The organism is Tritonibacter litoralis (assembly GCF_009496005.1).
GTDB classification, from domain to species: domain Bacteria; phylum Pseudomonadota; class Alphaproteobacteria; order Rhodobacterales; family Rhodobacteraceae; genus Epibacterium; species Epibacterium litoralis.
The window spans coordinates 38,401-52,973 of sequence record NZ_WIBF01000009.1 but is presented as its reverse complement, the minus strand read 5'-3'; the positions used below and the strand labels follow the sequence as shown (position 1 = coordinate 52,973).

Annotated in this window: 11 protein-coding genes; 8 read left to right on the top strand and 3 right to left on the bottom strand. The window is 58.3% G+C overall.

Features of this window, described 5'->3' with window-relative positions:
• Positions 1-17: 17 nt before the first annotated feature.
• Positions 18-1,610 (bottom strand): M10 family metallopeptidase C-terminal domain-containing protein, encoded by a 1,593-nt coding sequence (locus GFB49_RS14075; RefSeq protein ID WP_153216561.1) that lies wholly within the window; start codon positions 1,608-1,610, stop codon positions 18-20.
• A 210-nt stretch (positions 1,611-1,820) separates the two neighbouring features.
• Between GFB49_RS14075 and GFB49_RS14070 the strand changes: the two genes are divergently transcribed.
• From GFB49_RS14070 to GFB49_RS14040, 7 genes are all read left to right on the top strand, one after another.
• Positions 1,821-3,245, top strand: coding sequence for a mannose-1-phosphate guanylyltransferase/mannose-6-phosphate isomerase (locus GFB49_RS14070; RefSeq protein WP_153216560.1), 1,425 nt, complete (start codon positions 1,821-1,823; stop codon positions 3,243-3,245).
• A gap of 145 nt (positions 3,246-3,390) precedes the next feature.
• Entirely contained in the window at positions 3,391-4,425 is a 1,035-nt protein-coding gene (locus GFB49_RS14065; protein WP_153216559.1) for an SDR family NAD(P)-dependent oxidoreductase, read from the top strand.
• Between the two features lie 207 nt (positions 4,426-4,632).
• Complete coding sequence (locus GFB49_RS14060) at positions 4,633-5,610, top strand: glycosyltransferase (RefSeq protein WP_194269353.1); 978 nt, start codon at positions 4,633-4,635, stop codon at positions 5,608-5,610.
• Positions 5,610-6,524, top strand: a complete 915-nt coding sequence (locus tag GFB49_RS14055; protein ID WP_153216557.1) for a glycosyltransferase family 2 protein — start codon at positions 5,610-5,612, stop codon at positions 6,522-6,524. Before GFB49_RS14060 ends, GFB49_RS14055 begins: the two co-directional genes overlap by 1 nt.
• A gap of 1 nt (position 6,525) precedes the next feature.
• On the top strand, positions 6,526-8,031 hold the full coding sequence (locus GFB49_RS14050) for a hypothetical protein (protein ID WP_153216556.1): 1,506 nt from the start codon (positions 6,526-6,528) through the stop codon (positions 8,029-8,031).
• Positions 8,021-8,914, top strand: a complete 894-nt coding sequence (locus tag GFB49_RS14045) for a glycosyltransferase family 2 protein (RefSeq protein ID WP_194269352.1) — start codon at positions 8,021-8,023, stop codon at positions 8,912-8,914. The genes GFB49_RS14050 and GFB49_RS14045 overlap by 11 nt, the downstream gene beginning before the upstream one ends.
• A 40-nt stretch (positions 8,915-8,954) precedes the next feature.
• Positions 8,955-9,092: a hypothetical protein gene (locus GFB49_RS14040; RefSeq protein ID WP_153216552.1), complete on the top strand. Its 138-nt coding sequence runs from the start codon at positions 8,955-8,957 to the stop codon at positions 9,090-9,092.
• 8 nt (positions 9,093-9,100) lie between these two features.
• On the opposite strand, the gene GFB49_RS14035 is transcribed toward GFB49_RS14040, so the two are convergent.
• Positions 9,101-10,306 carry a glycosyltransferase family 4 protein gene (locus tag GFB49_RS14035; RefSeq protein WP_153216550.1) on the bottom strand — a complete coding sequence of 402 codons (1,206 nt, stop codon included), beginning with the start codon at positions 10,304-10,306 and terminating at the stop codon, positions 9,101-9,103.
• 217 nt (positions 10,307-10,523) lie between these two features.
• On the opposite strand from GFB49_RS14035, the gene GFB49_RS14030 reads away from it, so the two are divergent.
• Positions 10,524-12,059, top strand: coding sequence for a lipopolysaccharide biosynthesis protein (locus GFB49_RS14030; RefSeq protein ID WP_194269351.1), 1,536 nt, complete (start codon positions 10,524-10,526; stop codon positions 12,057-12,059).
• Positions 12,060-12,062: 3 nt separating this feature from the next.
• On the opposite strand, the gene GFB49_RS14025 is transcribed toward GFB49_RS14030, so the two are convergent.
• On the bottom strand, positions 12,063-14,375 hold the full coding sequence (locus tag GFB49_RS14025) for a LamG-like jellyroll fold domain-containing protein (RefSeq protein WP_153216546.1): 2,313 nt from the start codon (positions 14,373-14,375) through the stop codon (positions 12,063-12,065).
• Positions 14,376-14,573: the final 198 nt, after the last annotated feature.

Here is a 14,573-nt window from a genome sequence, read left to right as displayed (position 1 = left end):
AAACACGCGCATTGTCTCTAAAACAGAAACTGTTCGGCGCTGATGTCTGCGCGGGTTATCCCATGCAGCAAAAGGCTGTCGCCATCAGCATCGGTAATCAGCAAACCCGCCCCGGTCTCTGCAAGCGGGCCATTGTTCAGCGCCGAGAAATCGTCAATCCCATCGGCCCGTGTGAGATCGATGACGTCACCCTGGCCGACGGAAAAATCTATGACCTCATCAGCGCCGCCAACAAACACAAAGACATCACTGCCGCTGCCACCCACCAGCCGGTCCTGACCTTGTCCACCGTTCAGCGTGTCCTGTCCGGGTCCCCCCCACAGGCGGTCATTGCCGGTGTCTCCCCACAATCGATCGTCTCCGCTTTGGCCGCGCAGCCGATCATGCCCCTGACCGCCCGCCAGCCTGTCTTGACCTTGGCCGCCGACCAACCGGTCCCGATGCGCGCCCCCTTCCAACCGATCATTCCCGTCCTCGCCGCGCAACAGGTCGCGCCCCCGGTGCCCGATCAGCCAATCCTGACCTGCACCGCCATCCAATGTATCCCGCCCGGCCCAACCGCGCAGCTCATCATCGCCGGCCCCGCCACGCAACGTATTGTGGGTGGCGTTGCCTGAGATCCAATCCTGCCCAACGCCGCCCCAGGCCTGCTCAATAAAATTCACCACGTGCCCGTCCACCCGCTGGCTGGCCGCCACGGCGATATTGTCGACCTTTCCCGCCAATGAGGAGAACTGTCCGGGGCGCAGATCGATCTTGCCATCTTGGGAAAAATCAGAGGCATCCAGCAGATCCTCGCCGCCGCCATCCCAGATCGTCAGGATCACATCCCGGATGCGCCCGTCTGCCCCCCGAAGGGTCAAACCGTCGGACCCATATTGAAAGGCGCGTTCAGCCTGCGGATCAAAACCCGCGCCGCTGCCCAGATACACGGTGGTCCCGTCGCGGGTGTCTGTGTTGAAACCATAAAGCGCCTGAACGGCCTGAATATCCCATACCATCGGTGTCAGCGGAAAAGCCGCGTCAGAGGGGCTGTGGGCGCGTTGCGAGGGGTGGTCCACATAGGACATCACCGTGTATTTTGCATTGCTGTCTGGATCATTGGGGCGATCATTCGGGTGGCTCAGCCCCAATGCGTGGCCCAATTCATGTAAATAGGTGTACCAGCTGGTGTGGCCCAAAACCGGCCCGACGCCGGGGATGTATTGCTGATCTGACGCGTGGTTGAGCCAGATATCGCCATGGCGCGTGGGAAATCGCCCCAGGGCGGCGCTGTCGGGATAATAAGCCAGGCCAAACAGCCCCGGGCGAAACGCGGCGCTGCCGATGACGATATCCGCGGAATCCCCGCCGCCGCGGACCAGATTGATATCGGCCACCTCATTCCAGCGCGCAACGGCCAGATCCATCATCCCCCGTTCCCGCGCATCCATGGCAAAGCGGTCCGCATTGCCAAAAACCGTCCCGGCAATTTCCCATTGTCCCCCGGACCGATAATAGGCCGGTGGGGTTGAATTCACAAAATCATATCGCAGAATTCCGTCGCCAGCATGCCAGGACAGTTCTCCCTTCGTCAGTAAGGATCGATAATCATGGACCTCTTGTGGCATCACACAGCGCCTCGTTTGTTTCCCTTTTGTTCTTTTTTCATGCCTGGGTTAAGGCGCTCCAAAGAAAGACAGGCAGAAGAGAAACACACCGCAAAATCTGACCGCTATGCGTGTATTCAAAAGCTGGTAAGAATACTTTGAATGCGCGCTTGAGCCGTTGGCCTCGGTGATTTAGGAATGAGTGGCAAGTTGTTTGGCAGGAAGAACGAAATGACAATTACCCCTGTTTTGTTATGTGGTGGCTCAGGCACCCGGCTTTGGCCCTTGTCGCGCAAGAGCTATCCAAAGCAGTTTGCGCCTTTGGTCGGAGACACCACGCTGTTTCAGGCCTCCAGTCAGCGCCTGACAGGGGACGGTTATGCGGCGCCCCTGGTGCTCACAAATTCAGATTTCCGGTTTATCGTTGCGGAACAACTGCAAGAGGTCGGCATTGACCCAGGCGCCATCCTGATTGAGCCCGAGGGGCGCAATACCGCGCCTGCGGTGCTGGCCGCCGCCCTGTGGCTGGAGAAAACCGACCCCGATTGTCTGATGCTGGTTGCACCATCAGACCATGTGGTGCCGGATCCAGACGCCTTCCGCGCGGCAGTTGCTGCGGGCGAAGCGGCGGCGCGTTCCGGGCAATTGGTGACCTTTGGTATCAAACCCACCCATGCGGAGACCGGTTATGGCTATCTTGAGCTGGATGGAGATCCCGGTGATTTTTCGCCCAACCCGCTGGCGCTGAAACGCTTTGTCGAAAAGCCGGATCTGCAAACCGCCGAGGAGATGTTGGCGTCCGGGCAATATCTGTGGAATGCAGGTATCTTTCTGTTTTCGGTCAAAGCCATCCTGGCGGCCTTCCGCGCCCATGCGCCCGCGCTGATCGCGCCGGTTCAGGCGGCGGTGGATGAGGGGCAGACCGATCTGGGCTTTTTGCGTCTGGACCCTGCGGCCTGGGCGGGCGCAGATGACATTTCCATCGACTATGCGGTGATGGAACGGGCAGAGAACCTCACAGTGGTGCCCTTTGCGGCCGGTTGGTCCGATCTGGGCGGCTGGGATGCGGTCTGGCGCGAAAGCGCGCCCGACGCAGATGGGGTTGTGACCTCAGACAATGCCACCGCGATTGATTGTGAAAACAGCCTGTTGCGATCCGAAGACGCGGGCCTGGAAGTGGTCGGCATCGGACTAAAAGACATCATCACTGTGGCGATGCCTGATGCGGTTCTGGTGGCCGATGCCAACCGCGCCCAGGACGTGAAAAAGGCCGTGGCCGCGCTGAAGGAAAAATCCGCCAAACAGGCAGTGCAATTCCCCAAGGATCACCGCCCCTGGGGCTGGTTTGAAAGCCTGGTCATCGGCGAACGTTTCCAGGTGAAACGCATCCATGTGCACCCGGGTGCGGCGCTTTCGTTGCAAAGCCATCACCACCGCTCGGAACATTGGATCGTGGTCGAAGGCACCGCCAAGGTGACCGTTGACGATACGGTGAAACTGGTGACGGAAAACCAATCCGTCTATATCCCCTTGGGTGCGGTGCACCGGATGGAGAATCCAGGCAAGGTGCCGATGGTCCTGATCGAAGTGCAGACCGGCAGCTATTTGGGCGAAGACGACATCATCCGCTATGAGGATGTCTATGCGCGATCCTAAGGCGCGCTGATCTGGGCGCGTCAGATCACGGCACTGCAAGCCCCGTGAAAGGGGGCTTGCCTTCCGCGCATCAGCGGTGTTCAAGCAGGCCTTAATCAAAGGATCGCCAAAATCTGGGCGATCTTGGCCTTAAAGGACGTCCCAAATGACACGCGGCTCACAATCGGTGCCTGGATCAGCGGCAAAAACGGCTTTGGTCACCGGTGCCGCCGGCTTTATCGGGTTTCATTGCTGTCAGGCCCTGATGGCTGCGGGCTATCGCGTGGTTGGTCTGGACGCGCTGAGTGATTACTATGATGTGGCGCTCAAGCGGGACCGCCTGACCCAGCTTGAGGGGGATTTCCAATTTGTCGAAGGCGCGGTCGAAGCGCCTGGTCTGTTGCTGGATCTTTTTGCCAGCCACAAGTTTGACGTGGTCATTCACTTGGCGGCGCAGGCCGGGGTGCGCTATTCTATCGACAATCCGCGCGCCTATCTGGACAGCAATATCAGCGGCACCTTTGAATTGCTGGAAGCCGCGCGTGCCTATCCACCCCGGCATATGCTTCTGGCCTCCAGCTCTTCGGCCTATGGGGCCAACACCCAGATGCCCTATGGGGAGAGCGCCCCGTCAGACCACCCGCTGTCCTTTTATGCCGCCACCAAAAAGGCCGGTGAGGCGATGGCGCATTCCTATGCACATCTTTACAATCTGCCGATCACCCTGTTCCGGTTTTTCACCGTCTATGGCCCCTGGGGGCGACCGGATATGGCGCTGTTCAAATTCACCCGTGCCATTTTGAACGGCCAGCCCATCGATGTGTACAATCACGGCGATATGAAGCGGGACTTTACCTATATCGACGATCTGGTTGCGGGGATTACTGCGCTGATCGATCAAGTGCCTGAGATCGACAAGCCGGTGTCCGCGCAGGACAGCCTGTCGCCTGCGGCCCCTTGGCGGATCGTGAATCTGGGCAATTCGAAACCTGTGGCCTTGACCGAGTTTATCGCAGCGATTGAGGCGGCCACGGGCCGCGTGGCGCAACAAAACCTGTTGCCGATGCAGGCGGGCGATCTGCCTGCCACCTGGGCCGATACCACATTGCTGGAAGCACTGACCGGGCCGCAGCAGCACACAGATTTACGCACCGGCGTTGCACGGTTTGTGCAGTGGTACCGCGCGTATTACGGTGTCTAACGCAGGTCGCGTCTTGCGTAATCATGATTATGTTAAATTATAGACCGCACATCTCTCAAACTACGCCACGGTTTTTTTGATGTGTGTTTTAACGACGGTTTAAGGAATTCAGTATGAAGCACATTGGCTTCTCTTGACTGGGTGCAGGGGCTTTGTACACCAAGTATATGGAGCTCATGTTTTTTTTCGACTTTAGGAACCGTTAACGTGACAACAGGGGTTGTGCTGGTTGCCTTTAACACCGGTCCACTGTTGGTGGACTGTATCCACAGCCTATTGTCCAGCCGGGGCGCAGATTTGCGGATTTTGGTGGTTGATAATGGGTCAAGCGAGGATACCGCAGCGGTGCTGGCAGCGGGTGGCCTGTCGGATCGGTTGGCACGTTATGACGTCCAGCCGGACAATATCGATCCGGGCACGGTCGCTTTATGGTCGCTTGGCGTGAACCATGGTTTTGCAGGCGGCGTAAATCACGGGTTGCGCAGTTTTATGGGTATGGCGGATGTGGACTACATCTGGATTTTAAACCCGGATGCCGTGGCCCTGCCCGATACTGCCGCAGCCCTTGAGACGCGCGCGCGGCAGCTGGGATCGTTTGGGATCATCGGCGGGCGGGTGTGCTATGGCGCGGATCAGAATATCATTCAAAGCGACGGCGGACGGGTCAATCGCTGGACTGGTATCTGCTCGCTTTTGAACAATCGAAAGCAGGCAGATCAAACCGCCTTTCCGGATGAAGGTGACGTGGATTTTGTCTTTGGGGCGCATATGTTTGTCTCCAAAAAATTCATCCAAAAGGTCGGGTACATGCCCGAGGAGTATTTCCTGTATTACGAGGAAACCGATTGGTGTCTGCGGCGTGGCGATGACCCGGAATTGCGACTGTATCTGGCCCCTGACGCGGTGGTGCATCACGTAGGCGGCGCGTCCATTGGGTCGAAAACCACCACACAGGCGGTGTCGCCCTTGTCCTCCTATTTTATGGCGCGTTCGCGGATGCGGTTCATGCGCCGCTACCATCCGCGCGCCCTGCCTTTTGCCTTTGCCTATACGGCGGCCAAGGTGGTGCAGCTGCTGGTACAGCGCAATCCCGGTGCAGCAATGGCCTGTTTGCGGGGCCTTTTGGGGCTGCCCGTGCCCAGCACGTTGCGGGCCAAAATCGGCACCAATACGGTGAATGTCTGATGTTCCCACAGTTCGCTGTCATTATCCCCCATTACAATGATTTGGACCGGCTGATGCGCTGCCTTGCCGCGCTGGTCCCGCAGATGGCTGGACAAAACGGAGAGCTGGTGGTGGTCGACAACAACTCGACTATTGATCTGGCACCGCTTTATGCGGCCTATCCCGATCTGCGACTGATCGTAGAAGAGAAACCAGGCGCCGCCGAGGCGCGCAATCGCGGTGTGGCCGAAACCACCGCGCCGTTGTTGTTTTTCCTGGATTGCGATTGCGTGCCCCAGCCCGACTGGTTGCAACAGGCGCTTGCGGCCAGTGCATCCGGTGATGTTGTGGGCGGGCGGATCACCGTGTTTGACGAAACCCCCGCGCCGCGTTCGGGTGCCGAGAGTTTTGAGGCGGTGTTTGCCTTTGACAATCGCGCCTATGTCACGCGCAAAGGCTTTTCCGTGACGGCCAATCTTTTGACCCGGCGCGATGTGTTCACGGCGACGGGGCCGCTGGTGGCCGGGCTTTCGGAGGATCTGGACTGGTGTCATCGCGCCACCGCTGCGGGATACAGTTTGGTCTATGCAGAGGGGTTACATGTGGCGCATCCAACCCGGTCCGACTGGGCGGCGCTGGCAAAGAAATGGCGGCGGTTGACGGATGAGGGCTTTGGCGTGAATGGTAACACCCCAGGCGCGCGGCTGAAATGGGGGCTTCGGGCGCTTTTGATGGGGCCAAGCGCATTGGTGCACAGTCTTCGGGTGCTGCGGGCCCCGCAATTAACACCCCAGGAACGCGGGCGCGCCTTGTGGATCCTGTGGCGATTGCGGCTGATGAGAATGATTTGGATGGTGAAGCAAACCCTATCGGTTGCACCCAAGACAGAGCCTAATGCAGGGTTTTCTGCCCCTTCGGCCAAGGGACGCGGTTAAGATGGCCGAAGCCGGTCTTCATATGTCATCCCGCGTCGAAAGGATGAAAAAGGGCCTGCAACGCCAGAAGGTCAATACCGGCGACACGCTGACCAATGTGCCGGTTTTGGTGTTATTCATTCTGACAATCTTTATCCCGGCCGGGCAGGAAATCGGTGGTTTTCTGATCTCGCCCAACCGGGCGTTTTTGTTGTTGGCGGTTTTGCCTTTGACCGGGCTTTTGTTGGCCGGACGATTTGGATCAGCAACCCCGGTGGACTGGTTGATCCTGATGACAGGCCTGTGGGTGATTGTGGCCCTGGTCAAAGTACATGGCACCGCGCGCATTCCTTTTGCAGGTATTACGGCCGTGGAAACGGTTGGCGGCTATCTGGTGGGGCGCGCCTTGGTGCGCAATGCGCGTGATTACCGTTTGGTGTTTGCATTGGTTGTGGCTGCGGTTGTGTTCCTGTTGCCGTTCACCGTCATCGAAAACCTGACAGCAAAATTGGTGATCCCTGACTTCCTGCGTGACACGTTTGGCGTGCAATCGATCGAACGCAACCGCAGCGCGCATGGGCGCCTGGGACTAGAGCGGGTTTATAGCGTCTTTGAACATCCCATTCTGTGGGGTCTGTTCTGTGCGATGACCTTTGCCAATCTGTGGATGCTGGCCCGCAGCCGCTGGAGTTTGCTGTTGACGTTGTCGGTTATGTTTTATTCGACCTTCTCGGCGCTGTCCTCGGCCCCGTTACTGGGCATTGCACTGCAGGCCATGCTGTTGATTTGGGGCTGGATGACCAACGGGCGCTGGAAACTGTTGCTGGCCTTGACGGTGGGCGGCTATGTCCTGCTGGATCTGGCCTCAAACCGCACCCCGATCGAGATCCTGATCACCTCGGTCACCTTCAGCGCCCACAACAGCTGGACCCGGTTGATCATCTTTGAATACGGCTCGGCGGCGGTGATGCGCGCGCCCATTTTCGGACTGGGCTTCAATGATTACCCAAGACCCAGCTGGTTGACGGCCTCGATTGATAACTTCTGGCTCTTGAACGCGATCCGTTATGGTCTGGTGGGTCTGGGACTGATGTTGGGCGCCTTTGTGTGGCACCTGTGGCGTACCGCCCGGATCAAGATCGATGATCGTGACCTGAACCGCCTCAGGCGCGGTCATTTGATTGGTTTGGTCGGTTTGATGATGACCCTTGTGACCGTCCATATCTGGGGCACCGTTGCGGTGTTTGTGATGTTCTACCTTGGGGCCGGGGCCTGGATCTTTGAGCGCCGGTCCGAAAAGGGCACCACGGACAATACGCAGGACACTTCCACCCACGCCAAAACAGGCGCGCTGGTCTACAGCCGCTTTGCCCCGCGCAATTTACGCAACCGTCACGTCGCTGATCCCCAACCGCCCGCAGCAGAAATCTCCAAACCCGAGCCCAAGCGGAGCCCCCTGACCTATGCTCGCCCTGCCCGGTCCGCCGCCCAGAGCCCCGAACCGGAGTCTCCTTCTGATGAGCCATAACCCAACCCCGCGCGTCAGCGTGGTGATCCCGTGTTACAACCGTGAAGACACGGTCCAAGAGGCCGTAAACAGCGTGCTGGCGCAAAGCTTTCGCGATCTTGAGGTTGTTGCGGTGGACGATGGCTCAACCGATGGCACCTGGGATATGCTGCAGCAGATCGACGATCCGCGTTTGCGGTGCGCACGCAACCCCAACAAGGGCGTCTGTACAGCACGCAATCACGGGGTTTCGTTGTCCAACGGGGCCCCTTGGATCGCGTTCCAAGACAGCGATGACATCTGGTTGCCGCAAAAGCTGGAACAGCAGATGGCGCGCCTGGCCCGTGCAGACTTTGTGGCCTCTTATTGCGGAATGCAGGTCAAAGCGGACGCCGACCCTGAAACCCCCGTCCAAGACCGATTTCCCGATCCCGCCATTTCGCCTTTGGACGGGGACATCCTGCCAAGCCTTGCGCGGCGCAGCTTTCTGTCGACCCAGATGCTGGTTATCCGGCGCGACGTCTTTGACGCGGTGGGCGGTTTTGACACGGCGCTGCAGGCCCTGGTCGATTGGGAGCTGATGCTGCGCGTGGCTGGGCAGGGTGCCGTGGATTTTGTGGATCAGGATCTGGTGGTGCAGCGCATGTCTGACAACTCTATCACACGCAACGCTGCGAAACGTTTGGCGGCGCAGGCCTATATCCTGGACAAGCACCATGCATTGATCGCGCAGTATCCGGGCGTGCTGGCCCATCACCACCACCGATTGGCGGGTGCCTATCGCATGGCGGGTGAATTTGCGACGGCGGCCACCCATGCGCGTTCGGCTTTGGGTCAAGCGCCCGCCAATCTGAAGTACCTTTTGAACACACTTTATTTGCAGGGGCGCGCCCGATTGGGATGATGTGTGTCCTGTGTTTCCACACCTCGGAGGCTTTTGAGTGATGGCATATTTTCCACGGTTTACCGCAGATGAATTTCGCGCCCGCACTGATCTTGTCGGACCAGAGTGCCGCCGAGCAAACGGTTTTACCGATTACGCGATGATCCAAGAGGTGGAGACCGAGGTTCTGGCAGTGTGAAACCGGTGTCAGTGTTGCGCCAGAACCTCCTGCAGCAAATGTTCCAACTGGACCGACATGTGGGCTGCATCAAACCGCGCAGCCAAGCGGCGCGCGCCTTCACCAAGGGACCGGCGCAACGCCGCATCCCTGGCCAGTTTCAACATCAATTCAGCCTGGGCCGCGACGTCGCCGGGTGGGAACAGAAAACCGTTTTCGCCCTCTTCAATCTGGTCGATCAAACCACCCGACGCCGAAGCCAACAGGGGCAATCCAACGGCACCGGCTTCGGTCAAAGTGACACCAAAGCCTTCGGTCCAGCCGTTGTATATTTGCGAATGCTGCAGATAGACATGCGCTTGCGCCAATTCCTGGGCAATCTCCGGCGGCGACAATCGCCCGGTCAGCCGCACGTGATCCCCCATGCCCCGCTGCGCAATTTCGCGCTGCAGCGTGTCCTGCAAAGGCCCAAAGCCGATGATTACCAGCTCCCCTTCGCCCAGCTTGCGCAAACAGGTTTCAAAGGCAGAAAGTGTCTCTATCATGCCCTTTTCATGGGACAGACGCCCCAAAGTGGCGAAGCGAATGGGCTGATGATCCCCGATGTCCGGCTGCGTCGGCAGTTCCTGTGCCGCAAAAAGATCCAGCGGTGCGCCACAAGGGATCAACGCCACCCGGTCCGGCAAGCCCAACGGGCGCAGTCTTTTGATCTGATGCTGCCCCACCGCAACCAAGGCATCCGCCCGCTCCAACGTTTGCGCCAGTGCCTGACGATAGGACCGTTCTTCCAGCATGGCCGATGCGTCACGCCCATGGACGTGAACGACCAAGGGCACATCTTTGGGCAGCACCTGCGCCATCAAAATTGCGTTCCACCCAAAATGGGCCAACACGATATCTGGGCGCTCTTTGGCCAGAACCCCTTGCACAGCGGCGCGTTCCGCGGCTGTCATCCGCAACGCGGCCGGGTGGCCGATCTTGCGCAACCCCCGTGCAAGGATCCCTTTGGGTGTTGGAAAGCCGCCTGGGATCCGCACCTCTCTGAGCGGTTGATCGCTGGCATCCGCGTGGCGCGACCAACCCCAGAGGCTGCGATCAAAAGCGCGCAGCGCATGGGCCTGACGCAGCATCCAGATTTCGGACGGGATGCCGATTTCAGTTGTGACAATCGCAAGCTTTGGCAATTGCGCGTTTGGGTCGATATCGGATATTGGCTCAAATGGCATCAGGGGCATGTCCAGATCAAAAAATGGCAGTCCCAGCCAAAGAATACCGTGCCGGGTGCTGTTACTGCCATAAGCCAACGCCCAAGACGCACACAAGGTTTGGCTGCTGTACACAAAGCTATTTCATCATACGTTACCACAGCGCATCATCCGTTGATTGCATATGCTGCGGCGACAGGAAGGCCCTGCGTCGGCCTTTCGTCAATGTCCCACCCAAGAGAGCAATATGACCCCACCCTCCCCAGACTATGAAGATCCCCGTGACGCGGTGTTTGACACCCGTCACCTCAACCGTGATCTGGGCAAACGCGCCGGACGTGGATCGATTGTGGTTTTACTGTTCTCACTGCTCAAAGTTATCGTGCAATTGGGCAGCACCGCAATTCTCGCGCGGTTGATCGCCCCCCAGGATCACGGGATTGTCGCTATGGCGATGCCGGTGATCCTGATTGCCACGGGGCTTTCGGAATTTGGTCTGGCAGATGCGCTGGTCCAGCGTGACAAGGTCACGCACCGCGCCGCCAGCGCCTTGTTCTGGACCAACACATTCATTGGCTTGGGACTGGCAATGGTTGTGGCAGGCTTGGCCGTCCCCGCCGCCCAATTTTATGGCGAACCGCGGGTCGCAGCCGTGTTTGCAGCCCTGGCGCCGACCATTCTATTTGGCGGGATGTTGGCGCAATTTGTGGCGCTGCTGCGCCGTCAGATGCGGCTCCGTCAGGCAGAGACTATTTTGTTTGCGGCCATGGTTGTGTCGATTGCCCTGGCGGTCTGTGTGGCGCTGCTGGGTGGAAGCTATTGGGCCATTGTGGCGCAGGTGGTCGCGCAGCCTTTGGCTGGGTTGATCCTGCTGGCCCTGGCCAGTGGTTGGCTCCCCTCGCGCCCCTCGATTGCCGGGTTTCGGGCAACCGGATCCTACCTCTCCTTTGGCGGGTCACTGGCGTTGTCGCGGCTCATCTTTACGGCCAGTCAAAGCGCGGCCATTGTTCTGGTTGGGCGGATGTTCAGCACGGCCGATGCAGGGCTTTATTACCGGTCCTGGAACCTGGCCAACCTGCCTGCTCTGCGCGCCGTCTCGCCGCTGGCCGGTGCGTTTTTACCCAGTTTCAGCCGTGCCGCACATGATCCAGAGGCGTTCTGTGCCTTGTTCCAGCGGGCTGCGACACGGGTTGCATTGATCACCGTTCCCATTGGCGTGGGTCTGTGCACCGGGGCTGATCTGGTGGTGGCTGTTCTGCTGGGACCGCAATGGCTCAGCAGCGGGCCAATTCTGGCTTGGATGGGGATTTTGACGTTGCAAGCCAATGCCATGCACACCGGTACCTGGGCGTTGACGGCCATGGGGCAAAGCCGGGCGTTGCTGTGGCACCGTCTGTTTGCGGCGGCCGTGGTCCTGCTTGCGTTGTTCGTCGGTGCGCAATACGGGTTAAAGGTTATGGTTGCGGTCTACATGCTGTCCCTGCTGATTGGTGTCATCCCCGCCCTGTGGGCGTTATGTGTCAGATACACGCCCCTGACACGGCGGATTTTATGGGTAACCTTTGGTCCCGATATCTGCCTGGCAGCGGCCGCCATTGCGGTCATTTGGAGCGTCCGGCTGGGAGTGGCAAACCTATGGCCAGATCCAGCGATCGGCATTGAACTGTTGCTGGTCATCGGTCTGGTTCTGGCGACCATGGCTGTGCGTATCCTACCTGACGCAGGGTTGCGTCAGGATGTGATCAAAGCCATGGCATTGGTCGCCAGCTCCCGCAAAGCCTGAGGATCAGACAAGAATTTCCTCAGGCTCGGACAACAAAAAGTCCTGGTAAATCGCCACAGAAATTTCAGCAGCCTGTTCCACAATGTTTGACACAACACCCGAGCCCACATCCGGATCGGGTGTCACATCGATCAAAACATCCTCTTCTGCGGGGGGTGTTTGAGTCAGGGGCTGGAGGATAAAACTGTCCTCTTCGGGCGCAAAACGCGTAAACAGATCATCCGGCACAGAGGTGTCAGCGGTGGCGTTTACCCAGCCTTCGGTTTTGGCGGAGCCATAAAGCGTGACGTCATCCACCGAGCCGGTTAAGCTCTTGTTCCAGGTGTTGCCAATGGTGATACTGTGGCGCACATCCGTGTGGATATTTCCCGAGGCCGCGCCGGTCGCGGCCAGTTCGCTGTCCAGATAAACTGACAGATGACCGGTCTCATCCGCGCCGTCAAACACCAGGGTGATACGCTGCCATTGATCACCGCGCACTGCGTTGTCAGCGGTTTCCACCACAAACAGGCCATCTTCGGTTTCGACTCGGAACTCAAGGCTGCCGGACTTTTTCACTTGGGCTTGAAATCCACCGTGACGGTGCACAAAAACGCCGTCATCGCCTGCGTCCGGGTTCAACATCAGATCAAGCGTCAACCGGTCAAAGGAGACTAGATGATCTTCACCCAACCGCTGGGTCTTGATCTTGCTGTCACCATCCAGACGGAAGCCTGTGTCATATGTGCCGGACTCTGAACCTATGTCGTCTTGGGGCTGTGTATTGGGCTCTTCGGCGACAACAACTGTTAAAGCCGTGTCAAAGGTCGATGTGTCTTGAAAGGGATTTTCGCTGTCCCAGTCTAACAGCACATCCGTTTCGACACGTGTGGTGCGGGTGATGCTGTTGGTTTCGCCATTGGCCGTCACAGCCAAGGTCACCGCAAAATCACCCGTTGCATCATAAAGATGGCTGACTGTTGGCTCAGTTGAGGTGGAGCCATCTGCAAAGGTCCAAAGGAAACTTGCCGTCTCGGGCAGGGGGAGGCCTGCGTTCTGAAACGACAGGGTCGCGTCATAGTGAACCAAAAAACTGTTTTGGATGGCAACATCCTGGCTCAGCACCGCATGAACGCCTGGTGTCTCGGTCGCCGTCGCAATCAAATCGGATCCGGCCCCGCTGGTCTCAAGCAGGGAACCGGGACGCGCCCGAAGATCGACCAAATCCAGCGCACCACCCGTTGCCGCATTTGCAAACAACGCCTGAACCGCGGTTTCTTCATTTGGGTCGTCATAAACCACGGCCAATGTGCCGCTTTCCTCTAGGCCTGTGACGCCGTCCAACACCACACCCGTGGTGACATTATTCAGAACTTCTGCCCCGTTGACCGCGTTCAGTCGGATCGTGGGCGCGTTGGACTGGCCTGACAGCGCGGCCTCTGGGTTCCAAACCAATGTATTCTGCGCCACCCGAACATCATCGGCCCCGTCGATGGTCACCCCATGCGGGTGACCATTGTAAATCACGTTGTTTTCCACAGTGATGCCCTGAAAAGCGCCGCCGGAGCTCAGCTCTTCGTTGCGCAGGAAAATAGACTGGGTTGCAACCGGGCCGGATGCGTTCAGGATATTGTCGCGAATGATCAGATTTTGCGTCAGCAAAGCGTTGTTGGCAGAAGACCACAACTGGATCATGTCATCATGGTTGATGCTGTGGCTGGACCCAAACCAAGAGTGGAAATTGTTCCCTTCCACCGTTGTGTCCACCACCCCCGACAGGCGGACACCGTCGCCGGTGATATGAGAGATATCATTGTTGCGCACGGTGGCGCCGGTCACGTCTGACAAGGTCAAAGCATGTTGAAGATGGGTGAATGCATTGTTTTCAAACACCACATCACCGCCGCCCCGCACATAGGCAAACGAGCCGCCCGCCTGTTCACCCGCCGCACCAGAATAATACCCCGTGGCAGTGCCTTTGAAACTGCTGTTGGCAAAGGTGATGCCCCAGCTGCTGTACAGCTGCAGATCCCGGCCTGCCACGTCATTGGCCAGGCTCGCGTCAAATGAGATCCCGTCAAAAGTAATGTTGTGAGAGGACGTCAGTTTGATCTGATCAAACAGTGGCGGGGTCTCGGGATCGGCAGCCTGAATCGTAATACGGTGATCCGCATGCCCGGCTTGGTAAGCCGTAAGCACATAAGGGGTGTCGGATGCGGTCACTTGGATGGTGCCGCCGGTGTCTTGCAGTGTGGCAAGCGCCGCGCTCAGTTCGGCACTGGAAGAAACGGTCAGGACCAAATTGTCTTGAGCCGCGGAAGACGTGGCAGTTTGCATAGTTGTTCCCCAAAAGTGGTTCGAGAATTTCAAAGTCTTGGAACGTTAAAAAATGTACTTTGACCAAAGCGAAGCGCGCCGAAACACGCGACTGGGCTCTCAAAAAAACCCGCAAGATGCATTCGGAACCGGCCGCATCCTGCGTTCGTCATTTAGACATATGTGAACCAGCGCGCTGCTGCGTCGCCCATTCTATGT

Coding starts and splice junctions, on each gene's coding strand:
- GFB49_RS14030 (WP_194269351.1), top strand. CDS start 10,524: ATGACCCCACCCTCCCCAGACTATGAAGATCCCCGTGACGCGGTGTTT.
- GFB49_RS14045 (WP_194269352.1), top strand. CDS start 8,021: ATGAGCCATAACCCAACCCCGCGCGTCAGCGTGGTGATCCCGTGTTAC.
- GFB49_RS14065 (WP_153216559.1), top strand. CDS start 3,391: ATGACACGCGGCTCACAATCGGTGCCTGGATCAGCGGCAAAAACGGCT.
- GFB49_RS14025 (WP_153216546.1), bottom strand. CDS start 14,375: ATGCAAACTGCCACGTCTTCCGCGGCTCAAGACAATTTGGTCCTGACC.
- GFB49_RS14040 (WP_153216552.1), top strand. CDS start 8,955: ATGGCATATTTTCCACGGTTTACCGCAGATGAATTTCGCGCCCGCACT.
- GFB49_RS14070 (WP_153216560.1), top strand. CDS start 1,821: ATGACAATTACCCCTGTTTTGTTATGTGGTGGCTCAGGCACCCGGCTT.
- GFB49_RS14075 (WP_153216561.1), bottom strand. CDS start 1,610: ATGCCACAAGAGGTCCATGATTATCGATCCTTACTGACGAAGGGAGAA.
- GFB49_RS14050 (WP_153216556.1), top strand. CDS start 6,526: ATGGCCGAAGCCGGTCTTCATATGTCATCCCGCGTCGAAAGGATGAAA.
- GFB49_RS14035 (WP_153216550.1), bottom strand. CDS start 10,306: ATGCCCCTGATGCCATTTGAGCCAATATCCGATATCGACCCAAACGCG.
- GFB49_RS14055 (WP_153216557.1), top strand. CDS start 5,610: ATGTTCCCACAGTTCGCTGTCATTATCCCCCATTACAATGATTTGGAC.